General features: G+C 32.2%; 22 protein-coding genes and 1 tRNA gene. 18 read left to right on the top strand and 5 right to left on the bottom strand.

The features are described from left to right. Nucleotides 1-186 precede the first annotated feature (186 nt). Nucleotides 187-1,125: a tyrosine-type recombinase/integrase gene (locus EV195_RS08425; protein WP_132794508.1), complete on the bottom strand. Its 939-nt coding sequence runs from the start codon at nucleotides 1,123-1,125 to the stop codon at nucleotides 187-189. 285 nt (nucleotides 1,126-1,410) lie between these two features. Here EV195_RS08425 and EV195_RS08420 point away from each other — a divergent pair, with 285 nt between their 5' ends. Beyond that, nucleotides 1,411-1,905 (top strand): replication protein, encoded by a 495-nt coding sequence (locus tag EV195_RS08420; protein WP_132794507.1) that lies wholly within the window; start codon nucleotides 1,411-1,413, stop codon nucleotides 1,903-1,905. Here EV195_RS08420 and EV195_RS16900 read toward each other — a convergent pair. After that, nucleotides 1,902-2,024 carry a hypothetical protein gene (locus tag EV195_RS16900; protein ID WP_262708534.1) on the bottom strand — a complete coding sequence of 41 codons (123 nt, stop codon included), beginning with the start codon at nucleotides 2,022-2,024 and terminating at the stop codon, nucleotides 1,902-1,904. The genes EV195_RS08420 and EV195_RS16900 overlap by 4 nt on opposite strands. A gap of 152 nt (nucleotides 2,025-2,176) precedes the next feature. On the opposite strand from EV195_RS16900, the gene EV195_RS08415 reads away from it, so the two are divergent. The 4 genes from EV195_RS08415 (at nucleotide 2,177) to EV195_RS08400 (ending at nucleotide 3,853) form a co-directional block, all read left to right on the top strand. After that, entirely contained in the window at nucleotides 2,177-2,521 is a 345-nt protein-coding gene (locus tag EV195_RS08415) for a helix-turn-helix domain-containing protein (protein WP_132794506.1), read from the top strand. Further along, nucleotides 2,511-3,020, top strand: a complete 510-nt coding sequence (locus EV195_RS08410; protein ID WP_132794505.1) for a hypothetical protein — start codon at nucleotides 2,511-2,513, stop codon at nucleotides 3,018-3,020. Before EV195_RS08415 ends, EV195_RS08410 begins: the two co-directional genes overlap by 11 nt. Nucleotides 3,021-3,070: 50 nt before the next feature. Then, nucleotides 3,071-3,373 (top strand): hypothetical protein, encoded by a 303-nt coding sequence (locus EV195_RS08405; protein WP_132794504.1) that lies wholly within the window; start codon nucleotides 3,071-3,073, stop codon nucleotides 3,371-3,373. 177 nt (nucleotides 3,374-3,550) lie between these two features. Next, on the top strand, nucleotides 3,551-3,853 hold the full coding sequence (locus EV195_RS08400; protein WP_132794503.1) for a hypothetical protein: 303 nt from the start codon (nucleotides 3,551-3,553) through the stop codon (nucleotides 3,851-3,853). A gap of 31 nt (nucleotides 3,854-3,884) precedes the next feature. Here the strand turns inward: EV195_RS08400 and EV195_RS08395 are convergent, their stop codons facing one another. Continuing rightward, nucleotides 3,885-4,943: a Ppx/GppA phosphatase family protein gene (locus EV195_RS08395; RefSeq protein ID WP_132794502.1), complete on the bottom strand. Its 1,059-nt coding sequence runs from the start codon at nucleotides 4,941-4,943 to the stop codon at nucleotides 3,885-3,887. 323 nt (nucleotides 4,944-5,266) lie between these two features. Between EV195_RS08395 and EV195_RS08390 the strand changes: the two genes are divergently transcribed. From EV195_RS08390 to EV195_RS08355, 8 genes are all read left to right on the top strand, one after another. Then, nucleotides 5,267-5,530 carry a hypothetical protein gene (locus EV195_RS08390; RefSeq protein ID WP_132794501.1) on the top strand — a complete coding sequence of 88 codons (264 nt, stop codon included), beginning with the start codon at nucleotides 5,267-5,269 and terminating at the stop codon, nucleotides 5,528-5,530. Between the two features lie 5 nt (nucleotides 5,531-5,535). After that, nucleotides 5,536-7,413, top strand: a complete 1,878-nt coding sequence (locus EV195_RS08385) for a hypothetical protein (protein ID WP_132794500.1) — start codon at nucleotides 5,536-5,538, stop codon at nucleotides 7,411-7,413. 124 nt (nucleotides 7,414-7,537) lie between these two features. Next, complete coding sequence (locus tag EV195_RS08380; protein ID WP_132794499.1) at nucleotides 7,538-9,037, top strand: type IV secretory system conjugative DNA transfer family protein; 1,500 nt, start codon at nucleotides 7,538-7,540, stop codon at nucleotides 9,035-9,037. Further along, nucleotides 9,021-9,392, top strand: a complete 372-nt coding sequence (locus tag EV195_RS08375; RefSeq protein WP_132794498.1) for a DUF2958 domain-containing protein — start codon at nucleotides 9,021-9,023, stop codon at nucleotides 9,390-9,392. The genes EV195_RS08380 and EV195_RS08375 overlap by 17 nt, the downstream gene beginning before the upstream one ends. Next, nucleotides 9,392-9,832 carry a hypothetical protein gene (locus tag EV195_RS08370; protein ID WP_132794497.1) on the top strand — a complete coding sequence of 147 codons (441 nt, stop codon included), beginning with the start codon at nucleotides 9,392-9,394 and terminating at the stop codon, nucleotides 9,830-9,832. Before EV195_RS08375 ends, EV195_RS08370 begins: the two co-directional genes overlap by 1 nt. A gap of 3 nt (nucleotides 9,833-9,835) precedes the next feature. Continuing rightward, entirely contained in the window at nucleotides 9,836-10,732 is an 897-nt protein-coding gene (locus EV195_RS08365; protein WP_132794496.1) for a relaxase/mobilization nuclease domain-containing protein, read from the top strand. Between the two features lie 35 nt (nucleotides 10,733-10,767). Further along, on the top strand, nucleotides 10,768-11,262 hold the full coding sequence (locus EV195_RS08360; RefSeq protein WP_132794495.1) for a DUF4240 domain-containing protein: 495 nt from the start codon (nucleotides 10,768-10,770) through the stop codon (nucleotides 11,260-11,262). 340 nt (nucleotides 11,263-11,602) lie between these two features. Then, nucleotides 11,603-15,895, top strand: coding sequence for an NACHT domain-containing protein (locus EV195_RS08355; RefSeq protein ID WP_132794494.1), 4,293 nt, complete (start codon nucleotides 11,603-11,605; stop codon nucleotides 15,893-15,895). Nucleotides 15,896-15,999: 104 nt separating this feature from the next. Here the strand turns inward: EV195_RS08355 and EV195_RS08350 are convergent. After that, a tRNA-Met gene (locus EV195_RS08350) sits at nucleotides 16,000-16,072 on the bottom strand. Between the two features lie 122 nt (nucleotides 16,073-16,194). Between EV195_RS08350 and era the strand changes: the two genes are divergently transcribed. Beyond that, nucleotides 16,195-17,076 carry a GTPase Era gene (era, locus tag EV195_RS08345; RefSeq protein WP_132794493.1) on the top strand — a complete coding sequence of 294 codons (882 nt, stop codon included), beginning with the start codon at nucleotides 16,195-16,197 and terminating at the stop codon, nucleotides 17,074-17,076. Nucleotides 17,077-17,168: 92 nt separating this feature from the next. Then, nucleotides 17,169-18,716: a choice-of-anchor I family protein gene (locus EV195_RS08340; RefSeq protein WP_132794492.1), complete on the top strand. Its 1,548-nt coding sequence runs from the start codon at nucleotides 17,169-17,171 to the stop codon at nucleotides 18,714-18,716. Between the two features lie 55 nt (nucleotides 18,717-18,771). On the opposite strand, the gene EV195_RS08335 is transcribed toward EV195_RS08340, so the two are convergent. Further along, the gene (locus EV195_RS08335; RefSeq protein ID WP_132794491.1) at nucleotides 18,772-19,278 is read right to left on the bottom strand and encodes a GTP-binding protein; all 507 of its coding nucleotides are present in this window, start codon (nucleotides 19,276-19,278) and stop codon (nucleotides 18,772-18,774) included. A gap of 105 nt (nucleotides 19,279-19,383) precedes the next feature. On the opposite strand from EV195_RS08335, the gene der reads away from it, so the two are divergent. From der to EV195_RS08320, 3 genes are all read left to right on the top strand, one after another. Then, nucleotides 19,384-20,691, top strand: coding sequence for a ribosome biogenesis GTPase Der (der, locus tag EV195_RS08330; RefSeq protein ID WP_132794490.1), 1,308 nt, complete (start codon nucleotides 19,384-19,386; stop codon nucleotides 20,689-20,691). Between the two features lie 148 nt (nucleotides 20,692-20,839). Next, nucleotides 20,840-23,614 (top strand): outer membrane beta-barrel protein, encoded by a 2,775-nt coding sequence (locus tag EV195_RS08325; RefSeq protein ID WP_132794489.1) that lies wholly within the window; start codon nucleotides 20,840-20,842, stop codon nucleotides 23,612-23,614. Nucleotides 23,615-23,728: 114 nt separating this feature from the next. Then, nucleotides 23,729-26,116 (top strand): GAF domain-containing protein, encoded by a 2,388-nt coding sequence (locus EV195_RS08320; RefSeq protein ID WP_132794488.1) that lies wholly within the window; start codon nucleotides 23,729-23,731, stop codon nucleotides 26,114-26,116. Nucleotides 26,117-26,283: the final 167 nt, after the last annotated feature.

Genomic DNA, 26,283 nt, shown 5'->3' with positions numbered 1-26,283 from the left:
ATAATGTTATTTTATAAGGGTTTTAGCCCTATGTCATCCAAAAACAAAGGTTTTAGGATGGATCACATCACCACTAGGGCTTCTGCGAAAAAAAACAGCATTATGTTGCAGTAGTCGATGCATTAGCGTTTGATTAACGTTTAATGTTTACGACACTTGGAATATTACACGAGCTTTCAAAAAAAATCAATATGATAGTTTATCAATATAGTTTCGTGCGTGCTCAGGCGTAATAGAGCGCAGATAGCGTTCTGTCATTTGAGTGGTTGAATGTCCTAGAGCTTTCATTATTGTTGCAATATCAGCTCCTGACTTTGCTAATGAACAGGCGAAGGTATGCCTTGTTTGATGAATGTGGAATCTTACTCCCGATAGCTTTCTATATCGCTTTACCCAGTGTATTAAACCGTGAACAGTTAGTTGTTCATCTTTGCGTGTTGAAGTCACTATATAGGGGCATTTTAGCCCTCTGAGACGTCGTTCTTTCAGATGAGTGTCTAGTTGTTGAAGGAGTTGAGGATGCAAAGGTATATAGCGATCCTTTTTGCTTTTTGAGGTTGAAGCATTTACTTTAATCGTTCTGCTTACTAAATCCACATCTTGAACTTTTAAGGACAATAATTCGTTCCTTCGAAGTCCAGAATAAATACAGAAATTGAGAATAAGCATATCTCTTTGATACATCAAAACATCATCCATGGTGTGAAGACATATCGTTGCCATGAGCTTTGATATTTCAATATCAGTTAAGGCTTTCTCGTCGGTGTATTTTGGTTCTGGTGGTTTTACAATTGCATCAGAAAATCCTACGTCAAGATAGTTATTACGCTCCATCCATCTAAAGAATGCAACGAGCTTACTGTAATACGTTTTTATGGTTGATTGCTTTAGCTTACCACTGACTATATTCTTTCCTACAACACGCTCTCTTGTTCCGAGACGTTCATAAAAAAGATTAAGAGAGTGTTTCGTTAAATACTCTGGTGCGCTTATTTCAGGCATTACCTTATTAAAGGCATTAAATACATGTGTGTAGCTTTTAATAGTTTCAGGACTAAGAGCTCGAGTATAGTTGCATTCTAAAACATATTCCTTGAAAAGTTTTTCTAATTGATTGCTTTGCATATTAGTACCCTACGTCACTACAAAAGCTTTAATACTCATATTAAATTGTCAATCATATTTCAAAAATTAAGTATAAAAAAAATGCCTCCAGTAAAATGAAGGCACACCGAGTTCAAAGTACCAGTTTGAACCGATTAATCAGCAGGAAAACCAACAACGTTTTCAAGCCAACTATAAATACTATAAGTAATATAGTTTTTTTGTCAAATAGATTGATCATTCTCAAAATAACTATGACAATTTTATAGGTCTATATTCAGGGTTTAAACTCGTTATACTTTTTCTATGAACTATAAAGAGACCACACAATTACCTAATTCTTTGATAGATATTCATCTCAAAAATCTTTCAGAGAAAGAGCTCAAGATTCTTCTCCTCATCATAAGACAGACAATAGGTTTTACGGATGGAAAGGGAGGTAGAAAAAAGAGGGAATGGTTATCGCAGAAATTTATAGCCAACCGTACTGGTCTTAGCTACAAATCTATTTCATTGGGAATCCATCAGCTTATTAGTAAGAAGCTCATAATTGCCACAAATAAAAAAGGCGCCATTCTAAGTGAACCAGAGGCGCGTAAGGGTTGCCTGCGTATATTCTACGCTTCAACCTATTTTGAAATAAATCCTAGTGTAGAATCATCCAAAAATCCTATTACAAAAGGTAATACTATAAAACTAACATATAAAAAACTAAGTGATTCAAACTCATTAAAAAAGATAAACAAACGACTTTCCGATTGGGAGCGTTACTGTCAGCTTACTGGACGTAATAGTAATTAACGTTGTATAATAAATACTTTATGTATTTCTATTCTGTTCCTTCTTCCTTTTATGAAAGCTTTGCTTTCTTCATCAAAAGTAAGTGGTAACTGAACTATGATGCATTCTTCTGTATTCATTAATACAGGCAATTATTAACTCTTACTCCATAAATGTTGTTTAAGGCGAAAATTTTTTGTCATATAGACAACTCTTTATGAGTATTATCTAATTAATATGTCACGTACATTATAAAAGCGTTGAGCTCTAACCTTCAACGCTCTTATTATTTATGCCTACAAAATCAAAATTATTATCCCATTATCGAAAAGATGCGAACTTGCCACTTCATGACGTTGCTTTTCTTCTCGGTATTGATAAAGGGAACCTTTCAAAAGTAGAAAGGGGAATGCGCCAAGCAAATCCAAACATTTATCTTTTATATCACATGCTCTTCGGAGTACCGCTTAATGAATTATTTGATGAACAGATGAGTCTGCTCAAGGACAATATAAGCAAGCAAAGTCAAAAACTAGTTGAAGAACTCAAGGCTCATCAACCACCAAAGAGTAATCAAAGAATACAATTTATAGAGTCATTTGTAAATAATTTAAACCAAAACTGTCATGACTCATAATCCGATGGAAGAAAACCATGAACGAATTTTGAGTATCTATCCAAACTCATATGGATTTGGATTTGCTCTAATGCAAGGAGCTCTAACAGTAATTGATAAGGGTGTTGTTAGAATAACTCCAATGAGCAATACAGAGTCAATAATTGAAATAAAAAAGCTCATTAAAAAGTATGATCCCGAGCGAGTTATCCTTGAAGATTTTAAAGGAAATTCAAGCTTCAAATGTGCACGAGTGAAGCAACTTATCAGAAGTATAAGTGCTTACCTTAAAATGAATGAAATCAACTATTCTTTATACTCTAGAGAACAAATTCGGATTGTATTTGATATCTGGAATGCCAAAACTCGTTATGAAATCGCAGAGGTAATAGTTCGTAATATCCCAAAATTAAGAATGTTATTTTTTGAGAAGCCCAAGTATCCACGAACAGAAACATATCACTTTGGCTTATTTGATGCAGTATCTCTCTGTATTTGTCATTATTACTTAAGTACTTGACTTAGCAAATATAAATTATATGATAATTAAGAATTTAAAACTTAATTACTATGCCAAAAACAAATCCTAAGTTTGCCTTTGAGCACGATATCGACATAAGTAAAATTGAAATTGGACTTGAAAATTTCATCAAAAAAATTAATGAAAAGAACGAAGAGTATAGAAATATCTGTACGAATGTTACTCACGATGTCATTCAATACGAAGTAAGGGAAGCTAGTAAAGAAAATCCTCGTATTATTATCCTGAAATTGTTTCACTCTTATTCCACATCAGGTTTTCATTTTTTAGTTCAACTCATATATGGTTACTGTAATGGAGAAGTTATAGCCAGGAGGTACGATACAAATTAATAATGCAAAAACTATGACCAATTTTGATATATCAAAATTGGTCTTTTTAATTTCTAGGCTTAATAGAATTTGATAGGTTATAAAAAACACTTCAGTTTCTGAGGTGTTTTGCTCTGGTTAATCTTGACAAATCAATCAATAATTATATGATAATTAAGAATTTAAAACTTAATTACTATGCCAAAAACAAATCCTAAGTTTGCCTTTGAGTACGATATCGACATAAGTAAAATTGAAATTGGACTTGAGAATTTCATCGAAAAAATTAATGAAAAGAACGAAGAGTATAGAAATATCTGTACGAATGTTACTCACGATGTCATTCAATACGAAGTAAGGGAAGCTAGTAAAGAAAATCCTCGTATTATTATCCTGAAATTGTTTCACTCTTATTCCATATCAGGATACTATTTTATACTTGAGCTTTTAGGTGATTACTGCAATGGAGAACACTTAGCGAGAAGATATGATACAAATTAATAATGCAAAAACTATGACCAATTTTGATATATCAAAATTGGTCATTTAAATTTGTAGGTTTAATAGAATTTAATAGGTCATAGAAGACTCCTATCCTAAGATTCGCCTTGTTAATTATATAGCTTGCTAAGCTAAAATATTCAACAATTGACTTCAGAATTACTAAAGAACAATATTCATTAAATAGCCTTTGATGTTTTTCGGGAATTACTTTTTTTTGAATGAGATACGGGTATATGATATCTATCATAATGCTCCTACTGTCTTTGATAAACAAATTAATGCGGTTGGAATCTAAGGATCTTCTATAATTTTCTTCGTTATCTCCTCCTAAAATAATAATATTACTACCACTACAAATACAATAAAAGAGCTTATCAAATGTTGGAAATTTCGTTTTGAGTATTGTAGTTATTGAATTCTGCAATTTAATCGCCTTATCATCTATGTCCTTATAAAAATGTCTCTTGTCTATATAGTGAGTATTCTTAATCTGCAAATAAAACTGCTCAGCGCCAAAGGGTAAGCTAATAGTATCTCGAAAAGAACCAAAGGAAACAATACTAATTTCGGTTGTTCCTCCACCTACATCAATATTCAATCCCTTATTAAACATAAAAAAGTTATCGTGTGTTGATGGATCACTTTCAGTTTCCGATGTAGTTTCAAACCAAGACATAAAACTAAGCTGAGATTCTTCCTCTGGCGACATTAATTGTATGGAAATAGGTTGTACTCGTTTTAATTTAGCTATCTCAGTTGTTAAGAGATTCTCAAGATCATTCCAATTGATAATGGTTCTGTAAAGTCCAGTTAAAACTATCTGATAGATTTGAGGAGCTTTGTTCTGGATATACTTTATTGATTCCATAATATATGGCATTACTCCTTTTTTATATTCAACTACATTCAAAGAGTTTGAATCATCAATATATTTTGCAACATCTACATACATAACATTATCATTAAAACGTCTCAAATCATTGGTATTACCTAAGCATTCTTTAGGTACACCAGTCAATCTTTTTATTGCTGTAGAACTTAACTCTAATACGGCAATTCCTTTTTTTCCATTATAATTTCTTAACATTTTTCAAAGATATTAATTTCTGTATGTAATTATTTTGTATATTTACAGCAGTAGATATAAAGGCGCCGTGGCACATTCACGGATTGGTAGGGAAAATAGCATTCTTGTTATTTTTGCCTCTTCCAATTTTTACACCTCATATATCTTCACTTAAAGCCCAAAAATTGGAAAGCAAATTTTCAGTTTTGGGCTTTTTTTTGTCTTCAATTTTTCCTCTTCTCATATATTTTTTAAACAAAGAATCTCTCATTTCTACCAATTTCTGGAAGTTCTTCTGGTGTCTTTATGTCAAACATTTTTGTTTAACTATAAACATTTTCAGCATGAAAATAGAGATACCACAAACAACAAAAACCTTGCAACAGTATCTGTTGAGTCAAGGGTATCATGCAACCTATTGGAAGGGTGATAGTAGAGGTTTTTACAATCCAAGGAACAGACAAACTTTACTTGTTCCAGTTGAGAATTCTACACTTAGCAAAGCACAAATTCTGGCACTATTTCAAAATAGCCAAGCTACTGATTTACCACCGCAACTCGAGTGGTATCAATTTCAATTATTCATTCACGTAACACTTAAAAACTAAATATTATGAGACCGTTTAAAAAAAACAGAATTGACAATGACTTGTCACAAATTGTAGATACCGACTTATCTACTTTTATCGAAAAGAAAGCCACTGAATATACAGCTAAGCATATTCAAACAGCTCAAAAGCTGGCAACACTTGATTTCAAGGGGATGCCTAAAACAACCAGTATTAAAGACTTTCTGGGTGCTAAAAAAGCTGATTTTCAGTTTTTGGTGGATCATATCGAAAAGAGCTGTAACGGTAGTTTACAAAAGGTAAAAGGGCAATCACATATTTCTAAAGCTAGTGAGGATGACCTTGATATCAATCGTAAAATCGAAAGCCTAGATTTAAAGCTGACTCCACTTAAAGGAAAACTTGATGAGTCTGGAAAGAAACTTAAGCCAGAAGTGAGAAATTGGTTTTACGTTTTTATACCACTTTTAATATTTATAGGTGGAATAGAGTTAATAGGAAATTTTGATGTCTTCAGTAGTCTAGGAGGCTCCATGATTAGTTCTCTTGGAATAGCCATCTTAACCTTAATCATCACCTTTTGGTATGCCCATTTTATTCCAGATAAAATAAGAAGATATGCACCTAATAGCGCAAAAAAACAAATAATCCTATTTACCATATCTATTATTCCAATTGCAGTAGTCTATTACTATTTCTCCAGTCAACGTATTGCATTCTTACTAGCGATGAATCCAGACCTTGAGGGAATTATTAGTAGCTCTCCATGGGTATTTACCGTCATTAATTGCTTTGCTTATGTTATCTCTTGCTGGATTATCTGGGCGTATAAGCCTAGTAAGGAAACCATTTTAGCTTATAAAAAGTATCGAAATGACACCCGTGAAATTAAAAAGCTAGAAATAGAACGAGAACAACTCTGCCTGCAAAAAACTGAATTACCATCAAACCTTCGCGGGAAGTTAACGAAACATTACAACGTTCTTATTCTAGGAAAACAGTTCGAGCAAGAAGTTGTAACACGATACCATCGTTGCTTTGAGGAAATGAAGATGGAGCTCTACATGCGAACCAATGGTGCCTGCGCACCTCTTTTCACTGGTAATATTAATCAAGACTTACCACCACTTCAACTCAATTTTAGCGATAAGGATATTCATAAGCCACTACAATCTAGTATGACTCAATTTATGGGCATAGTACTACTCCTACTAACATTGACTTCATGTACATCTAAAATTCAACCTTCATTGAGTTTAAGCGTTATGGATGACTATACCGACAAACATATTCCAAAGCCAGATATCGATGGTATTCAACCATTAATAAAAAACACCGTAGATAAGGATGGGAGATGTGATTTTCGTTATACCTCAATAACTGATGCTAGTTTTAATCCTATTTATGATGCAACAATTAAGGCAAAATCAAGATTTGGAAATACGCTAGAGCATCTTTCAAAAAAGAGAAAATTCTATCGCACTATTGAAGGGTTTTTGAGTAGTACAGGAGATACGCTTCAATCATATCCTCATTCAAGTATTCTCACTCCTGTTTTACGGGAATTAGAATTACTCAAACGTAGTAAATCAGACACCAAGATCTTACTCCTTTATAGTGATCTACTCGAATCTTCCAGTCTTTATAATGTTTATGACACATATCAGTTACGACGACTGCTTAAGAATTATAATAAGGTTGTAGAAATAATAACGAATAAAATTGAGGTACCTAAAAATCTCAATGGGCTAACGCTACATATCATTTACTACCCAAAGAATGCACAAGACGACCAGTTGTTTAAAGAGATGCTTAAGGTATGGAAAGGTATTTTAGAGCCTTCAGGTTTACACATTCAACTAGGTATAGCCAAGCCTATTTCAACTGTTTCTATGGATAATCATAAAAAGAAGCAGACATGAAGCTAGTCCTTACATTTCTCCAATTCATATTCAAGATTGTTCTGATCTGCGTGTACGTCATAACACGCGGATTAGAACTATTTCTTGGCGCAACGAATAACCTCTTTCAAAAACTATTAGGAAAATGAACATTCAAAACAACATAACGTTTGCTTTAGAAAAGGGCGGCGAATTCCTAGACGGAATACTTCAAAACCTTGTAGGTAATAAACATAATTTATCGGCCAAATTCGGAAAAGAGAGTCAACTCATTTCTGCAACTCACGATGGCTTATCCATTACAGGCACTAAGTTTTTATCAGCTAAAAAATCAAAAGAACATTTACTTTGTTTTGCACCAAGTGGTGTAGGGAAGTCTACCGTTTTTTTAATACCTAGTGCGCTTCGAATTGCGAATGCTAAAAAGCCAGCCAGTATGATTATCAATAATCCATCTGGTGAGCTTTCAAAAATGACAAATTACTTTCTGAATCAAGGGTATAAGGTGTATAGCTTTGGCCCTGATAATAAGGAGCAGTCTATGTATTACAATCCACTGCACCGCATACAATCACCATCAGACATTACCAAGGTTGCAACTATGTTAGTACAGAAGAATGGTAAAAAGTCCTCAGACTTTTGGGACTTAAAATCTATAGAACTCATTAGTCTTTTAATTGAATTTCTTCTTGAAAACACCTCGAAGATTTATCAAAATATCGGAAACGTATATTACTTACTCGAGAATCTTGCAGGAAATGAAGACCTTGTTAATGGTCTGTTTGCAGATAAGGCTACCGAGAGTCAATGGCGTGCTTACAAGAGTGTTATCGCTAACAGCGAAAAGACCAAGTCAAATATCCTAAGCTCAGCTATTTCACATCTATCCTTTATCGGAAAAGATCCAAATCTATTGGATATAACCAGTGTAGATACTTTTGATTTTGCCCGCATGAGAAAAGAAAAAATAGTCCTTTTTCTTAATTGTAATATCACGAACATGAATTATTACAGTCCTTTGTTTGGCTTGTTTTTCGAACAACTCTTTAGCGAAGTATTTAGGTCAATTCCTCAAGCAAAGGATAATGATCTCTACCTTCTTATTGATGAGCTCTCAAGTATTCCACTTCCAAGCCTTTCAAATGTCATTGCAAATGCGAGAAAGTATATGTCCATTCTTGGAGTACTTCAGAGCGAAAACCAACTGTATGAGAACTATGGCCAGTACAATGCCAAAAGTATTCTTAACAACGCTTGCAAGGTCTATATGACGGGACTGAACGATGAGTGTGACCGCATTTCAAAAGCTTTAGGAGACTATCAATACTATGAGGATAAGGATAAGAAAATCGTCAGAAACAGACCACTTATGACAGGTTCAGAAATTAGAACTATGCCGAAAGACAAAGTAATAGTCATTCCCAACGGCGGTATGAAGCCATTGCTCTGCAAGGTTAAGCCTTATTACAAAATCAAAGCCTTTGTAAAAGCCATGGATATGGAACTACCTGAAGATTACAGTCCTGAAAATAATCCAAGTTATCGTATTCAATATCTACCGCTTGATACCTACAGTAAGAAAAAAACTGCCACAGGAGCAGCAAACAATAATCTAAAAACAAAGCAAGATGAAGTTAATGACTAAGGAACTCGAAAAAAGGTTTGCTCAAGTCGGCGACCAGTCAGAAAAAGAAAATCCAACCTTTATTGCCAAGTTCTTTGATCCAGTCGGTTCTGGAACATGGTACGCAACGGAATATAATCCCGAATCAAAAATTTGTAATGGGTATGTTACGGGACTTGCCTTTGATGAATGGGGTTCTTTTTCAATTACAGAATTAGAATCTATTGTAAGACCCTTTGGATTAGGAATAGAGAGAGATATCCATTTTACCGAGATGAGCTATCACGACCTCGTTCCGCCAAAACCGAAGAAGCGTAAGCTTGAGCTCCAAGAACTTAAAGAAAGTAAAGAACAAGAAAGCGATAAAGAGCGCTAATGGAACCGTTTAGCTTTTCATCACTCCATGAGTATTTGGATTGTGCTTTTAAGGACAATCCAAATCCTTCATGGGATGAAATTAAAAATGCTAAAAAAGAGTATTGGAAAATCTATTACAAACATTACCGAAGAGAAAAGAGAATTAAGAGGAAAGAATTCTCACTTGGCTTTTATCCAAAACAGCTACAACTAATACACCAAAAAAGAGGAGATAAAAGCGTATCACAATTCTTATATGATGCTGTTAACAGACAACTCACATCTCAAGAAGCACCTCAAGTAAATAAAGAAGTCTTTAGCGAAGTACACCAACAGTTACGGACACTCATTAACCTGATGGAAGAATCTTTAGATAGTGAAGCTTCAGATGCTCTTGAAGAGTTACTAGAACGATTTGAGAAACTTGAAGAGAACTTCATACAATTAATAAATCCATAAATCATGATAATCAAAAGTAAATCCATAAAGTCTAAAAAAGCACTTGAAAATACTATCCGCTATATTCTTACTAAAGAAAATCAGAAGCAACTCGGCTTTATTATCAACCGCTACATTAAAGGTGATAGAAACTTTGATAAAGAAATGCAGGAAGCACAAAGTGATCTTATCAAAGAACAAAAATTACTGGAGAAGCGCATTAAAAATATGGTGAGTCAATTCAGTGAGAATGAATCGAAACGCAGTATTGAAAGGCGCAATAAAAATATTGCATATCACGAAATCATATCTTTTCACAAAGCGGACACTGATAAACTACCAAAGAAAGTGCTCCTTAAAATTGCTCGAAAATATGCCAAGGAACGTTCGCCGAATTCTATGGTGATAAGTACGATGCATTCAGACAAAGACCATTTACATATTCACAATGTTATTTCAGCACTTGAATTTGCTACAGGGAAACCAGTGCGCCTATCTCGAAAAGAATTTAAAGAGGTTAAAATCCGTATGGAGCAATTTCAAGAAAAAGAACTTGGACTTACCTTCAGTAAAGTAAATCATTCTAAAAAAAAAGAAGCGATGCTTCAGCTTGATATTGAACGAGAGTTAAATCTTCGAGGTAAACAAAGCGAACGTCAAGAATTACGTGATGTTCTGGTTGAAGTATTTGCTCGTGTCCGCACTGAACAGGTAGATAAGAGAGAATTTGAAAAAGCAGGAATCCAATTTTATTCAAGAGCTGGTAAAATTGTCGGCGTCCAAGGTTTCAAAAGACGTTACCGACTCAAAACATTAGGCTTTGATCCTGTACGAATATCTATGGAAAAAGAGCAAAAACGAATGAACGAGTTACAGAAATTAAAATCTCGCAAGGACAAAGACCAAGAACAGGAGCGTTAATGCTATGATACAATTGAATATATACACCGAGCACTATGATGAACAAAAACATATTTTTTAATACCATAAAGAAAGTCTTAGAACAAACATCTTTTGAAGACATCATTAATTATGATGAAACACTTATTAAGGAACTCAGGAAAAAGACTAACAGAGAAATTGCTCAATTTCATTTGTGTATGCTAGAACTCAGAAGGGAACTTGATACTTTTGAAATTAACAAAATTGCGCGTTCACAGGGCCTTGCTCCTCATCGAGAAATATTTAATAGATTTTGCAATGGCATCATTGCTTCTGGAGAAGAGTTTTACAATCAGGCAAAAGAAGGAAAAGGCTTTTTAGAGACAAAACTTCAGAATAATCCTGAAGAAATTAAGCAACTCTATTACGAAGGTTTAAGCCTAGTATCATCAGCTGCTTATTATAATAAGAAAGGACTCGATGCAGATTGGGATGTATTATTACGTAATGAAAAACGACGAGTGGAGTTAGAACAACAAGTACATAACAAAGACGAATTAGAGCGATAAGACTATCGCAACAAACAAAAATACAAGACAGGACGAAGCAATTCTCCTGTCTTCTTTTTTTGGATAAAAACGGATTCCAAAGGTGTCCTTTGGCAAGATCGCTTTTGAAAAAGGTCGTTAGAACTGTTCAAAAGCAATCTTGCCCAGCTATGTCTTAAAAGTTTCAACGACTTAAGTCATCGCTGGTTAAATGTCCAAAAAGTCCGCAGACGACTTTGGATATTTTTTATAAAAGACACACATATTCCATACGGAAATTTTCACTAAAACGATTTAAAATATAAATCACGTAAGATATCAACCTAGAAATTCTTCACTAAATTTGTGTTAAAATTTGAATATGAGCGAACTAATCAACTGGAATAAACTTAAAACATATGCAACTAATCAAAATAAAAGCTTCGAAGAATTATGTTATCAATTGGCTTTTGAAGAATATTCTTCTCAAGGTGAATTAACATCTATTGATGATAGTGGTGGTGGCGATGGTGTAGAGTTCTATTTAGAATTTCCAAACGGAGATATTTGGGGTTGGCAATGTAAGTTTTTCGGTAGATTTGATGAAGGTGGCAGGAAAGAACAAATTAAAAGTTCTTTACAAAGAGCTTATGATAAACACGGAAGCAGATTAAAAAAATGGGTACTATCAAGTCAGTTATCATTAACTCCAACAGAAAAAACGTGGTTTGAATCATCTTTAGCAGAAAGCATTCGTAACGGAAGAACAGTTTTGCCTAAAAATCACACAGTTGACTTAGAACATTGGGGCGATAGTAAAATTCTTAACTTACTTAGAAAACATCAAGATATTCATAATTATTTTTTTGCTGAAAAAATACTAAGTAATGATTGGTATAAGACCAAATTTGAATTGGTGTCTAATTCAAGTGTTTTAAAGAGTAAATACTTAAATGGGTTGCACGTATCAGGAGAAGCAGATGATAAGGTCATTCAAGTTCTATGCGATAAGAGGCTGGCAGATTTGATAGATAAAAGCAAAGAAATTCTCGATGTAGATAGATTTCTTGATGAGTATGAAGAAAAAGTAGATGATATTAGAAAGGAGGAGAATATTCATGAGTTTACAGAAGATTATTATAAAATAAAGAACTTTGTACTCAATAAAGATTACCCAAATATTGTCCGAATGGGTAATGACCTTTTGGATAAATCTCAAGAATTTCTTCGCGATGAAGATTTAAAATCGTTCACTCTTTTAATAGAAGAAATGATTTCTTACAAAAAGGAATTAGATGATTTTTATATTGAATATTCAGATTTAAGAACACCTGAATCAATTCCTTCTGTTCATTGGGATGCTGAAGAAGTAGAAAAAGACAATAGTAAAAAGAGAAGAATAAAATCGTGTCGAGAGACTATACTTGGACCTTATTTCACCTTAAGAAACTTTATTGATGCATATCTAAATATTTTTCAATGTTTTGAATATAGAAACTTAAATGAGCTTCATATTTCTGGACATGCCTCAAAAGGAAAGACACATTTAGCTACAAATATTGTTGAATACCAAATAAATGAAAACAAGCCAGCAATTTTTCTTTTTGGTAAAGATTTCAGGACTAACTTACCATTAAGAGAGCAATTAAAGTCATTATTAGATTTGCCAGCAGACTGGAGTGTTTCTGATTTTTTAGGGGCTTTGAATATTTCAGGAAGAGTTAATAAAACAAAGGCAATATTATTAATTGATGGACTTAATGAGTCTATTCATTGGAAACAGATTTGGGGTACAAGTTTAGAAACACTAATAACTGAGATAAATCAAAAATATTCGAATATTCTCATTATTACTACCTACCGAAAATCCTATGAAAAACAATTATTTCCAAAAGATTATTTTCATTATTCAACGAGTGGATGGATAAAAAAAGCAACTGTACAAGGCTTTGATAGAGAAAATATAGATGAAGCTATCGATAAGTATTTTGATTATTATGACATAGAAATAGTAAATAGTTCTGGTGCTATGAACCATTTTTCAGAACCATTGTACTTAAAAATATTTTGTGAAGCTAAGCGTGGTCAAAAAGTATCATTTCAAAATGAAGATTTATTTGATGTCTTTGATGAGTATTTAACAAAAGCTAATACTCGAATTGTTCATAATCTTGGTATGGAGGCTAGGTATAATAGGACTTTTTCAAAAGATATTCTTGAGAAAATATCTAATTACTTTTGGGAACATAGTCGTCGTGATATTGACTTAAAAGATTTAATGCCTTCTGTTGTTAATGAAAAACAACTTACAGTATTTGAAGGAGAAGATTTATTAATATTTAGGGATTGGGGAAAAGAAGAAGTAGTAACATTTACTTACGATCTTTTAAGTGGCTACCTCGTTGCAAAGATAATTCTTGAAAATATTAGCAATATTGAAGAATTACAAACTTTTCTTATTAGTGATAAATTCAAAAAAGAACTGTTAACAGAGGAAACTTTGCATCCTCTTTATAATGATATTCTTCGATGTTTTTCTGTACTAGCAATTAAAAAATTCGGATTATCTTTTTATAATGACAGTTTACACAAAACATTAAAAGAGTATCTGCTTAGGTCGATTTTTGAAGTTAACACTAATACTGTAATTGATAATAAAGATATTGTTCTCAGTATTATTCGTGAAGCCTTCAACAGAGTAACAAACAAAGATGTTATATACAGACTATTTAAAAATACAGAACTTGACCATAGTCATCCTTTAAATTTTGAATTGCTTTCAGAGCTTTTATATGGAATGACAATGTCAGACAGGGATGTGTCTTGGACAGAATATATACGCAAAGAATATGGGTATTATTCTCTCGGAAGGATAAAAAACTTCATTGAACATTTTGAAGAGGCATGTATTGAAAGAGAAAATTTATCTGACCGAGTTCACTTAGCTGCAAAAAAAATAATGTGGTTTTTAACTTCTTCAAACCTTGAAATGAGAGATAAGTCTACAAAGGCTTTATATCACTATGGTAGGCGTTACCCTAAATTATTTTTTGAATTAGTTGAATATTCATTAAAAGTAAATGATCCTTATGTATGGCAACGAACTCTGGCTAGTCTTTACGGTGTTGTTTTAGCAAAACATAATGATTGGAAATCATCTGAATTTAAAGATAAACTTATGCCAATCATTGCTAAAAAACTTTATGAATTAGTATTCTCAAAAGGTGCTCCACACGGAACAACAAATATTATTGCTAGAGATTATGTAAGAAGAACAATTGAGGTATGCTTACAGCATCATCCTAAGATTCTTAACAAAAAGGAAATTGACAATACTGTTCCGCCATATAAATTCGGGGGTATTAGAGAATGGGGAGAGCATGATTATGGAGATGGAGATTACGGTAATAATGAACCTATGAGAATGGATTTTAGCAACTATACTATTGGTGCTATTGTTCCTAATGGACATTCATATTCAAACCCTCCAGAAAAACAGCAAGTCAGAAGGCAAATTTACTGGAGAATCTATGATTTAGGATGGGAATCCGAAAAGTTTGCTGATGCTGAAAAAAATATTGGAAATGAAAGCCATTATAATTCAAGAACTAAAAAGCCTAAGATTGAGAGGTACGGAAAAAAATATTCATGGATAGCATATTATGAAATATATGGTTATCGTGAAGACAATGACCTTGTTAAAGAAGAATGGCCAGATTTTAGAGCTTCAGAATCAGACATTGACCCGAGTTTTCCAATATTACCAGAAAATAAACCATTTATAGAGGATGATATATTAGGAAATAGAGAAATGTCTTTACTTGATTGGTATAATGACGATGCGCTTCCTAGTTTAAATGATTATTTAGTAGCTAACAACTTAAATGAAGCAAATAATGATTGGGTTTGTTTGGATGGGTTCATTTCTCAAGAAGATAAAAAGTATAATCGAGAAACTTTTGTTTTCATTCGTGGGATGATAGTCAAAATGGATGATTATAATGAATTTTCAAATTTAATAGAAGCTAAAGATTTTAGGAGTAATAGAATACCTAGTGTTTCCGAAAACTACTATACTTATGCAAGTGAGATGAATACGTTGCATGAGGCTACTTATGACAATTTTAGAACTATAGAATTTGAAATAGAAAGAAAAAAGAAAGTTATTAAAAAAGGGGAGTCTGGTTATTACCCAAGAGTTTTTTTCGATAAAGAAGGTATTACTGAAAGTCAACCTGATGAAATAATTGTTGATGAAATTCAAACAAAAGAGTTTGAGATTTTAATGCCCGTAGCTCAATATAATTGGGAAACTTATCACAGTTCTCTTAATCAAGCAGGGCATCAATACGTTGTTTCAAAAGAACTGTCTTTTCATTTAAATTTAATAGACGCTCCTCAAACGTTTAATCTCTTTGAGAAAAATGGAGAGCTAGCTTCAATCAATCTTAGGTATCGTAAAGATTATAATACGAATCAGCATTTCGTGTATATTAGAAAAGATTTGTTTGATAAGTTTCTCGAAGAAAATGGTTACAAATTTATTTGGGGGTTATGGGGAGAAAAACAATTCTCTTTTGAAGGACATAATACAATTCGTCAGTTTATTTCAGAAAACAGTATTGAAGGTTATAAAACTTTCAAACAGGTAGTGCCCTATGATAAATTGATATAATTTGTTTTACAAATGTTTTACATGAAATAAAAAAAGTAGCTCCATTTTTATGAAACTACCTTATTTAAATGCAAAAAGCACTGAAAATCAGTGCTTTTACTCAGTAGCGGGAACTGGACTCGAACCAGTGACCTTCGGGTTATGAGCCCGACGAGCTGCCTACTGCTCTATCCCGCGATATTGGACGGCAAAGATACAAATATTTTTCTCTTCTTTCCAAATTAAAGTTCAACTTTTTTTAAAAAACTATATAACCCTTTTTATAATCAGCAGAATAAAAAACACTTACCTTTGCCTTTATGACACATAAAGCAGGATTTGTAAACATTATCGGGAACCCGAACGTTGGAAAATCAACCTTAATGAATGCTTTAGTGGGTGAAAAATTATCAATTATTACCTCTAAAGCCCAAACAACCAGACACAGAATTCTGGGAATTGTTAATGGAGAAGATTATCAAATTGTATTTTCGGATACACCGGGAATCATAAAACCAGCTTATGAATTACAAGATTCTATGATGGATTTTGTGAAAGCTGCTTTTGATGATGCTGACGTTTTAATATATATGGTAGAAATTGGAGAAACTGAATTAAAGAATGAAGCGTTCTTCAATAAAATAATCAATAGTAAAATTCCTGTTATTTTATTATTGAATAAAATCGACAAGTCTACACAAGATCAAGTTGAAGAAAAAATAAATTATTGGAAGAAAAAAGTTCCAAACTCATTTGTATATGTAATATCAGCTTTGGAAAAATTCAATGTAGAAACTGTTTTCTATAAAATTATTGAATTATTACCCGACTCTCCTCCATTTTATCCAAAAGATCAATTGACAGATAAACCAGAGCGTTTTTTTGTTAATGAAACCATTCGTGAAAAAATCTTACAACATTATAAAAAGGAAATTCCTTATTCTGTAGAAGTAGAAACGGAAAGTTTTGTTGAAGAAGATAACATTATCAAAATTCGTTCGGTAATTATGGTTGAACGCGAAACTCAAAAAGGTATAATTATTGGGCATCGTGGAACAGCTATCAAAAGAGTAGGAACAGAAGCTCGTAAAAGTTTACAACAATTTTTTGATAAAAAAATATTCTTAGATCTTTATGTTAAGGTAAATAAAAACTGGAGATCTAACGACAAGCAACTTCGCAGGTTTGGTTATAAAGAATAATTTAACATTAACCACTAATCGCTAACAAACTCTTTTTGTTTACATAACTTTTGAATAAAGTTTTACATGAAGTTTTGTCAAAACTATCAACCATGAAAATTTTATTTAAAACTTTATCACTAGCATTAGTGGTTTCTTTCCTTAGTTGCAACGACGACAATAATGGAACTACTCCAATAAACACTGAAGTCAACTTTCAATATGTTAACACCATTAATGTTGGAGGTGAAGGTGCTGCTGAAATTTCAGCATACGACACCAAAACTCAAAAGCTCTTTGTTGTAAATTCAGACGCAAAGGAAATTTCTGTTTACGATTTAAAAGATATTGATGCTCCATTAAAAGTTAATTCAATTCCAGTTATGAGTGGAGCTCCAAACAGCATTAGTACATATAACGGAAAAGTTGCTGTGGCATTAGAAGATGCCGTTAAACAAAATAATGGAAAAATTGCTTTATATAACGCTGAAAACAATGCCCTAATTAATTCTTACACTGTAGGTTCTTTGCCTGACATGGTAACATTTTCCAAAGACGGTAAATTAATCATCTGTGCAAATGAGGGAGAACCAAATAGTTTATATACAAATGATCCAGAAGGAAGTGTAAGTATTATTACGGTTGAAACTGGTAATGTTACTACTTTAAATTTCTCTGCTTTTAACAATCAAGAAGCTTCTTTAGAAAGTAACGGATTTAGAGTGTTTGGACCTAATGCTGATGTAGCTAAAGATATAGAACCTGAATATATTGCTGTTTCTGACGATTCTAAAACTGCTTGGGTTTCTTTACAAGAAAATAATGGAATTGCTAAAATTAATTTAGTTACAAAAACTATTGACGCCATTTATCCTTTAGGTTTTAAAGATTACAATGCTGCGGGCAATGCAATTGACCCGAGTAATGAAGACGGTAAAAAAGAATTACGTAACATTCCTGTTTACGGTATCTATCAACCAGATGCTATTACGTATGTAAAAATTAACGGTATTGGTTACATTATCTCAGCAAACGAAGGAGACGCTAGAGAATATATTGATGACAAAGGAACAGAAACCGAAGATGATGATGAAGACGTTTTTGTTAACGAAGAAAGAATCAAAAAAATTGATTTAGACCCTACAGCATTTCCAAATGCTGTTGAATTACAAAAAGAAGAAAATTTAGGTCGTTTGAAAATAGCTTTAGATTTAGGAGATACCGATAATGATGGAGATTATGATAAATTATATGCTTACGGTGGAAGATCTTTTTCTATTTGGTCTGAAAATGGAGCGTTAATTTATGATAGTGGAAATAGTATTTCTGAAAAAACATTAGAGTTAACTCCTGCTACTTTTAATGATGATGATGGAAGAAGTGATGACAAAGGTGCTGAGCCTGAAGCAGTGGAAGTTTTAAACCTAAACAACGAACGTTATATTTTATTTGTAGGATTAGAGCGTACAGATCAAGTTATGGTATATGATATTACGAATCCTGCTGCTCCAATGTTCTTGAGTATTTTATCTCATAGTGGTGATGAAGCTCCTGAAGGATTATTAGTTATTCCTGCTAAAGATAGCCCTAATGGAAAAGATTTATTATTAGTTTCTAATGAAGATAGCGGTACAGTGAGCATTTATCAAAATGTTCAATAACTATTGCTTTCTTCTATAAAAAACAACCACTGCTTTCCAAAAACAGTGGTTGTTTCTATTGTATCTTCCTTAAAATTGATTCTGTAAAATTTTTAAGTTCATCCATTTGATGTTGTCCAAAAGATTTTCCTACTCTACCAATCCAATATAAAGTAACCCATAAAATAGGCAGTACTATCAGCATTATAACAGGAAACGTAATGCTATTGCCTAAAGAATGATTTGTGTAAGCAATTACTGCAAAAATAAAAAAAGCCAATGCTACTCCGAAATGAATAAACATAAATAGTGTCCAAACATGTGGCTTTGGCCCAAATAACCCTCTAATTTTTGCTTTTCCTTCCTCCTCTTCCTCTACTTCCATATGTAATTGTGGTGACCAAAAATGACTTTCTTTTTCTGGTATATCTATAATCACATGATGATCTACCAATCTAATTATATACTTTTCTTCTAGTGAAATAATTTCTGAAATTTTAGACAATACCTTAGCAGCAGAACTATCTATTTCTAACTGAAATCGAGGTTTTAAAAAAATCTGATTATATAACTGATCATCCATGTTTATAAGGTTAATATCATACAAGTTAGCAAAAAAAGCATAGTATTTAAAAATACTGCACGTTTACTTACTGTAAATTGTATCTTTGCACAAATTTATTTTTGAATGAGTAGTATTGTTGCCATTGTCGGAAGACCGAATGTAGGTAAATCAACCCTTTTCAATAGATTAATTAAACGTAGAGAAGCTATTGTTGACTCTGTAAGTGGAGTTACAAGAGATCGTCACTACGGTAAATCTGAGTGGAATGGAAAAGAATTTTCTGTTATTGATACAGGAGGATATGTAGTAGGATCAGATGATATTTTTGAAGAAGAAATTAGAAAACAAGTACAACTTGCTTTAGATGAAGCAGATATTATTCTGTTTGTTGTAGATGTAGAGCAAGGAATTACGCCAATGGATGAAGCTGTAGCAAAAATTTTACGTCAAGTAGAAAAACCTTTGTTTATGGCTGTTAACAAAGTAGACAATGCAATGCGTGCAGCAGATGCTGTTGAGTTTTATAATTTAGGATTAGGAGATTATCATACTATTTCTTCTGTAAATGGTAGTGGAACCGGTGATTTATTAGATGCCATTGTTGATATAATTCCTGAACCTGTTGAGGATGAACAAGAAAACGAGTTACCTCGTTTTGCTGTTGTTGGAAGGCCAAATGCTGGAAAATCTTCTTTTATCAATGCCTTAATTGGTGAAGATAGAAACATCGTAACAAATATTGCAGGAACTACAAGAGATTCTATCGATACTAAATACAATCGTTTTGGTTTTGAGTTTAACCTAGTAGATACTGCTGGTATTCGTAAAAAGTCAAAAGTAAAAGAAGATTTAGAATTCTATTCTGTAATGAGAGCAGTTCGTGCCATTGAACATTGTGATGTTGCTGTCGTTGTAGTTGATGCCACTCGTGGTTTTGAAGGACAGGACGAAAAAATATTTTGGCTAGCTGAAAAAAACAGAAAAGGAATCGTAATTCTTGTAAATAAGTGGGATTTAGTTGAAAAAGAAACAAATACTATGCGTGATTTTGAAAGAAAAATCCGAGAAACAGTAGCTCCTTTCACTGACATTCCAATCATATTTATATCTGCATTAACAAAGCAAAGAATATTCAAAGCAATAGAAACAGCAGTTGAAGTTTTTGAAAATAGAAAACGTAAAATTCAAACGAGCAAATTAAACGAAACAATGTTGGAGATTATGCAACAAACACCACCTCCAGCAACAAAAGGAAAGTTTATAAAAATAAAATACTGTATGCAATTACCAACGCATACACCTCAGTTTGCTTTCTTTGCTAATTTACCGCAATACATTAAAGACCCGTATAGAAGATTTGTAGAAAATAAATTACGTGAACATTATGATTTCACAGGTGTTCCAATCACTATTTATTTTAGGCAGAAATAATATTATATACTTTTAAATTACACCCGTAATTGATAAAGTCATAAAAATCAGTCTTTCAAAAAATAACATAAATTAACTTTTATTAACTTTTTGAAAGGTTGATTTTTTCGTTTTTTTGCGCCTACAATCAAAAACAACAATAATTTCTATGAAAAAAGCATTGATAATAATCGCTTTAATTTCATCTGTTGCATTAAACGCGCAATCCTATAAATTTAGTATTACTGGAAAAATAGTATCAGAAAAAGAAAAAACGCCTATTGAGGCAGCTACAATTCACTTAGAAAAAGAAAAAGACAGTTCAATAGTTTCTTATACAATTTCAGATGATAAGGGAAGTTTTTCTCTAGAAGGAAAATCATTCCATAAAAAAGCTAAATTATTCATTTCCTTTATCGGAATGGATAACTACACCAAAGTTATTTCTTTAGATAAAACTCCGAATCTAAATTTAGGAACTATATCGTTAAAAGAACAATCAAATCTACTTAATGAGGTAGTAATAAAATCAAGAGCTCCAATTACTATAAAAAAAGATACTCTTGAGTTTAACGTAAAATCTTTTAAAACCAGAAAAGATGCAAATGTTGAAGATTTACTAAAAAAACTACCGGGTGTTGAAGTTGATGAAGAAGGTAAAATTACGGTAAACGGAAAACCTGTTAATAAGATTTTGGTTAATGGAAAACCTTTCTTTGGAAACGATCCAACGATTACTACTACAAACTTGGCAAAAGAAATAATTGAGAAAGTTCAAATTACCGATACTAAATCAAAGTCTGAAGCTTTCTCTGGTGAAAAAGGAGATGCGAACAATAAAACAATTAACCTAACCATTAAGAAAGAAAATAACAAAGGTTGGTTTGGACGAGTTTCTGCTGGTGGTGGAACGGATGACCGTTATGAAGGAGCTACCATGGTAAATCGTTTTGATAATAATACTCGCTTTAGTGTATTAGCAAGTGCTAATAATATCAATTCGCCAGGTTTTAGTTTTGGCGAAATTCAAAAAATGTTTGGTAATGGAAGCGGGGTATGGTTCGGCGGAAATGGCTCTTTTGGTGTTGGCGGTAGAAATTTTGGTGGTGGTAGCGGAATTATTACTTCTAAAACTGCTGGAGCAACGTATGCTGATGAATACAAAAAAGGATTTGATGTTAATGCTGACTATTTTTATTCTGGTAGTAATTCTAAAGATGTTTCAAGAAACAATAGAGAGTATACGCTTCCAGACAGACGTTATTTTACAAATTCTAATTCTAATTCTGACAATGAAAACCATAACCATAGTTTCAACGCAGAACTAGATATAGAAATTGATTCTACTTTTTTAATTAATGTGAATCCTTCTTTTGTATTTAATCGACGAGAAAGTATCTTTAACAGGTTTGAAGAGTCTTTAGATGAAAACCAAGTATTGACCAACGAATTCTCAAGCAGCTCTTTTTCTAAGTTTGATGCTAAGAATTTTCAAAATACTATCGATATTACAAAACGATTTGGAAAAAAAGGTTCTTTTATTAAGGCCTCTATAGAAAACCAAGTTGATCAGTCTGATGGTGAAGATTTTAATAACTCTACAATTAACATTTTTGGCACAAACCCTAGTTCTGAAATTAGAGATCAAAAAAGTATTGTGGATAACGATTTAAACAGTATTCGCTCTCGCATTTCGTATCGAATTCCTTTAATCGCAAATAAATTATTTATTGATACTAAATATCGTTTTAGAAGAGACGAAAGAACCAATATTGAAAGTACTTTTGATTTTGAAAATACTACCCAAGATTACACAAGCTTTAATACTGATTTAAGCACAAACTTTACTTATAACGATATTACTAAAACCCCATCTATTGACTTAGTATACAATGTAAAAAAATGGCGTTTTAATTTTGAAGTTGGACAAGTAAATAGAACTTTAGAAAATATCGACTTATTACGCCCTAATTTAAGTCTCGAAAAAGATTTCAATAATATCACTTTAGATGGTACTTTTAGATATAGCTTTGATTCAAAAGCTTCTGTGTATTTAAATTATTCGTTAGATAATAATGCACCGAGTATTAATCAGTTGCAACCTTTTAGCGATGTAACAAATCCATCAAATATTATTACAGGTAATCCAAACTTACAACCTAGTCAAACACATAGAGTGTATGCCAACTTTAATAAGTATAATTGGCAAAAAAGAACTGGATTCTTTTTTTACATGGGCGGAAGTTTAACGAACAATCAAATTGTTAGCAAAACAAGTATTGATGATAATTTAGTAAGAACCTCTACCTATGATAACGCTGATGGTGTGTACGATTTTTGGAGTGGAACTACTTACAATAAAAATGTAAAATTAGATTCTATTACAACTATTAACTTTAGGTTAGGAGCTAGATTAAACGGTAACAGAAGTGTTAACATTTTAAACAATGTAGATAATATTGCTGAAACGTTCTCTGTTACACCAAACTTTGGATTCTCTTTTAATTGGAATAAAATAGTGTCTATTGAGCCGAGATATGATATTACATTTTCTAAAACTTCGTACAATGTAAACTCTTTCTTAGATCAAGAATTTACAAGTCATCGTTTGCGTATAAGAACCAAAACCAATTTTCCTAAAAAATTAGAATGGAGAAATGATGTAAATTATACTTACAATCCTAATGTAATTGGGTTTAATCAATCTGCTTGGTTCTGGAACTCAACATTAGCATATTCAATTTTAAATGATAAAGCAACTATTACTTTAAAAGCATATGACGTGTTAAATCAAAATACAAATGCTAGAAGAGTTGCAACTTCTAACTATATTGAAGATTCAGAAAGTACCGTTTTACAACAATACTTTATGTTAGGATTTAGCTGGAAGTTTAATAGTTTAGGTCAGAAAGGAAAAATAAGAGATTACGATATGCATTTTTAAAATATAAGCCGTCAAGTTTGACGGCTTTTTTTATATATTAATGTAAGGTTTCATCTAATAAACTGACTAAACCAAACATTTCGTAATTTTGCAGTTACAAAAAGAAGGTAAAAAATGACCATCCGAAATTTTCATAGTAGTTCTGACCTAGAATTACCTTTGCATATAAACATTAGTTTCAAAGTGATTTATGATCATTTTAAAAAGTTTACTAATGATGAATACAAAGGACACCCTTATCATATTTCTGCTAAACATATGGTTGAAGAAATTGATAAAGTTCCTGAGTTAATTGAAGGCTTTTCGGATTTTTCTTTACTTGAAAAACACGAGGAAATAATCAACTTACTATTAGAACCTTTATTTCCCGAAATACTAACTTCAAATGAAATTAAAGCCGCTACGGTTCCTTTTTCTTTTACGTGCTTTAAGTTTACAAATCGATTTGAAAAAATTTTAGAAAATGCTGGTGATGATTATCTTTTTGAAGTAAGAAACTTTGAGCCTGATGCTATGTACATTTATGCCTGTACATTAATTTTAGCTGCCGTATATAATTATAATGTAGATTTAAAACGTCCGTTTTATTTTGATATTCCCGACTTAAATAGTGGTTTTACAAGACATTATCGCGTGGCTTTTAATGGCGATTTTATGGACATCACTAAAACCGAAAATGCTCCAGAAATTACGGAAGACGATATAAAGTTACTATTAGATAATTTCAATAATATTGATATTTGGAGAGAAAAGTTTCCTCCTAACTCATATATCTTTAAAGGTTTCGGTATCATGAACCTTTTTGATGTTACTACTGATGAAACTATCAACTCTCTACAAAACAACTTAATTGGTCGTGAAGATGAATCTATGACTGAAAAAATCAGAAACAATCTTAGAGATTTCTTCGGGATTATAGATTTAAAAGTTGGTTACTCTGTTTATGATATCAGTCATTTAGAAGAAGGGTACGTTAAGGTAAAACGATCAGAAAGCATCATATTAACTGATGAGAAAAAAATTATTTGTGAAAAGTACTTTTGTAATCATATAATAAACAAGTTATTTATTGAAAATGAGAGTTTAGTAGTTTCCGATGTGGATTACTACAAAAAACAATCCAGCGGAAATACATTTTCAATAAACCTTGTTAATAATGAAATTAAGAGTATTATTCTTATACCTATTAAAACTTCTAATAATAAGGATTTATTACTGCTTGAAATGGCTTCTCCTAGAGCTTACGAATTAAATTCAGTAAACAAACAAAAGCTTAAAGATATTATTCCAATGTTTAGAGCTGCGGCTGAACGAAATTCAGAAGAATATTTAAACATTTTAGAAGCTACAATTCAAGAATTTTATACTTCTATACATCCATCGGTAAAATGGCGTTTTTATGAAGCTGCAGAGAACTATCAAAATGCTATTTTAGATAAAGATGAAGATGCTAAAATTGAAAAAATCGCTTTTCATGATGTGTATCCTCTTTTTGGGCAATCAGATATTAAAGGTTCTTCCTTAGCCAGAAATAAAGCAATTAAAGAAGATTTAACCAAACAGTTAAGCGCTGCTATTCATGTTTTACGCGAAGCTTGTAAAAAAGAAACATTACCAATTTATGATGAATTAATGTATCGTGTTGAGGAATATTTGGTTGATGTTGAAAAAGGTATGAAAGCCGGTGATGAAGTAGCTATTCTCGACTTTTTAAAACGTGAAATTTATCCTGTTTTTAATCATATCAAAGAAATTAACGATGAACTTAGCAAGGTAGTTAATTGCTATTTAGACTTGTTGGATGAAAACCTTCAAGTTGTGTATGAGAAACGAAAAGATTATGAAAATAGTGTTACTAAGTTAAACGATAAACTTGCTAAGTTTATTGACAAAAAACAGGAAGAAGCACAAAAAATATTCCCACATTATTTTGAACGATACAAAACAGATGGTGTGGAATACAACATGTATATTGGTCAGTCTATAACCAAAGAGCACAAATACGATTCGCTTTATTTATATAATCTTCGTTTATGGCAATTACAAACCACCTATGAAATGGAAAACGTTGCCTTTAAACTTAGAAAGAATTTAGATCATGATTTACGTGTAGCATCGTTAATTTTAGTGCATAGCAATCCACTTTCTATTGAATTTAGAATGGATGAAAAACAATTTGATGTTGATGGCGCTTATAATATTCGTTATGAAATCATTAAAAAAAGAATTGATAAAGCACATATAAAAGGAACTACTGAGCGTTTAACAGTTCCAGGAAAGATTTCAATAGTATACTCTCAAGATAAAGATGCTGATGAGTATTTAAAATACATTAAGTTTCTTCAATCTAAAAATCAACTAGGAAAAGTTGAGCTATTAGAACTTGAGGATTTACAAGGTGTTTCAGGATTAAAAGCTATTCGAGTAGAAGTGATTTATGAGACTGAAACTAATGAAAAGTCTTCTTTATCAATAGAAGAGTTGATTAAAGACATGAAATAGAATTTCTATAATAAACAAAATGGTAGTCGAGCAGTGTCGAAGCCGAATCTTATTTAAGAGTGTAATTTCGACTTCGCTCAATTACCATCATATTGGTAATTGAGCGGAGTCGAAGCTAGAAATCATTTTAAAAACACAATTAACACTTCGATTAATCTCCATCATCA

It is taken from the genome of Tenacibaculum skagerrakense (assembly GCF_004345825.1).
In the GTDB taxonomy this organism is placed as follows: domain Bacteria; phylum Bacteroidota; class Bacteroidia; order Flavobacteriales; family Flavobacteriaceae; genus Polaribacter; species Polaribacter skagerrakensis.
Note: the sequence above shows the minus strand (reverse complement) of the source record. Positions and strands in the feature narration are given on the sequence as shown.

What these genes read in the sequence shown, in the direction of transcription:
- der (WP_132794490.1), top strand. Translation starts at nt 19,384, where the DNA reads ATGAGTAGTATTGTTGCCATTGTCGGAAGACCGAATGTAGGTAAATCA.
- era (WP_132794493.1), top strand. Translation starts at nt 16,195, where the DNA reads ATGACACATAAAGCAGGATTTGTAAACATTATCGGGAACCCGAACGTT.
- EV195_RS08375 (WP_132794498.1), top strand. Translation starts at nt 9,021, where the DNA reads ATGAAGTTAATGACTAAGGAACTCGAAAAAAGGTTTGCTCAAGTCGGC.
- EV195_RS08370 (WP_132794497.1), top strand. Translation starts at nt 9,392, where the DNA reads ATGGAACCGTTTAGCTTTTCATCACTCCATGAGTATTTGGATTGTGCT.
- EV195_RS08390 (WP_132794501.1), top strand. Translation starts at nt 5,267, where the DNA reads ATGAAAATAGAGATACCACAAACAACAAAAACCTTGCAACAGTATCTG.
- EV195_RS08395 (WP_132794502.1), bottom strand. Translation starts at nt 4,943, where the DNA reads ATGTTAAGAAATTATAATGGAAAAAAAGGAATTGCCGTATTAGAGTTA.
- EV195_RS08415 (WP_132794506.1), top strand. Translation starts at nt 2,177, where the DNA reads ATGCCTACAAAATCAAAATTATTATCCCATTATCGAAAAGATGCGAAC.
- EV195_RS08335 (WP_132794491.1), bottom strand. Translation starts at nt 19,278, where the DNA reads ATGGATGATCAGTTATATAATCAGATTTTTTTAAAACCTCGATTTCAG.
- EV195_RS08420 (WP_132794507.1), top strand. Translation starts at nt 1,411, where the DNA reads ATGAACTATAAAGAGACCACACAATTACCTAATTCTTTGATAGATATT.
- EV195_RS08360 (WP_132794495.1), top strand. Translation starts at nt 10,768, where the DNA reads ATGATGAACAAAAACATATTTTTTAATACCATAAAGAAAGTCTTAGAA.
- EV195_RS08385 (WP_132794500.1), top strand. Translation starts at nt 5,536, where the DNA reads ATGAGACCGTTTAAAAAAAACAGAATTGACAATGACTTGTCACAAATT.
- EV195_RS08380 (WP_132794499.1), top strand. Translation starts at nt 7,538, where the DNA reads ATGAACATTCAAAACAACATAACGTTTGCTTTAGAAAAGGGCGGCGAA.
- EV195_RS08340 (WP_132794492.1), top strand. Translation starts at nt 17,169, where the DNA reads ATGAAAATTTTATTTAAAACTTTATCACTAGCATTAGTGGTTTCTTTC.
- EV195_RS16900 (WP_262708534.1), bottom strand. Translation starts at nt 2,024, where the DNA reads ATGAATACAGAAGAATGCATCATAGTTCAGTTACCACTTACTTTTGAT.
- EV195_RS08320 (WP_132794488.1), top strand. Translation starts at nt 23,729, where the DNA reads ATGACCATCCGAAATTTTCATAGTAGTTCTGACCTAGAATTACCTTTG.
- EV195_RS08355 (WP_132794494.1), top strand. Translation starts at nt 11,603, where the DNA reads ATGAGCGAACTAATCAACTGGAATAAACTTAAAACATATGCAACTAAT.
- EV195_RS08405 (WP_132794504.1), top strand. Translation starts at nt 3,071, where the DNA reads ATGCCAAAAACAAATCCTAAGTTTGCCTTTGAGCACGATATCGACATA.
- EV195_RS08325 (WP_132794489.1), top strand. Translation starts at nt 20,840, where the DNA reads ATGAAAAAAGCATTGATAATAATCGCTTTAATTTCATCTGTTGCATTA.
- EV195_RS08425 (WP_132794508.1), bottom strand. Translation starts at nt 1,125, where the DNA reads ATGCAAAGCAATCAATTAGAAAAACTTTTCAAGGAATATGTTTTAGAA.
- EV195_RS08410 (WP_132794505.1), top strand. Translation starts at nt 2,511, where the DNA reads ATGACTCATAATCCGATGGAAGAAAACCATGAACGAATTTTGAGTATC.
- EV195_RS08400 (WP_132794503.1), top strand. Translation starts at nt 3,551, where the DNA reads ATGCCAAAAACAAATCCTAAGTTTGCCTTTGAGTACGATATCGACATA.
- EV195_RS08365 (WP_132794496.1), top strand. Translation starts at nt 9,836, where the DNA reads ATGATAATCAAAAGTAAATCCATAAAGTCTAAAAAAGCACTTGAAAAT.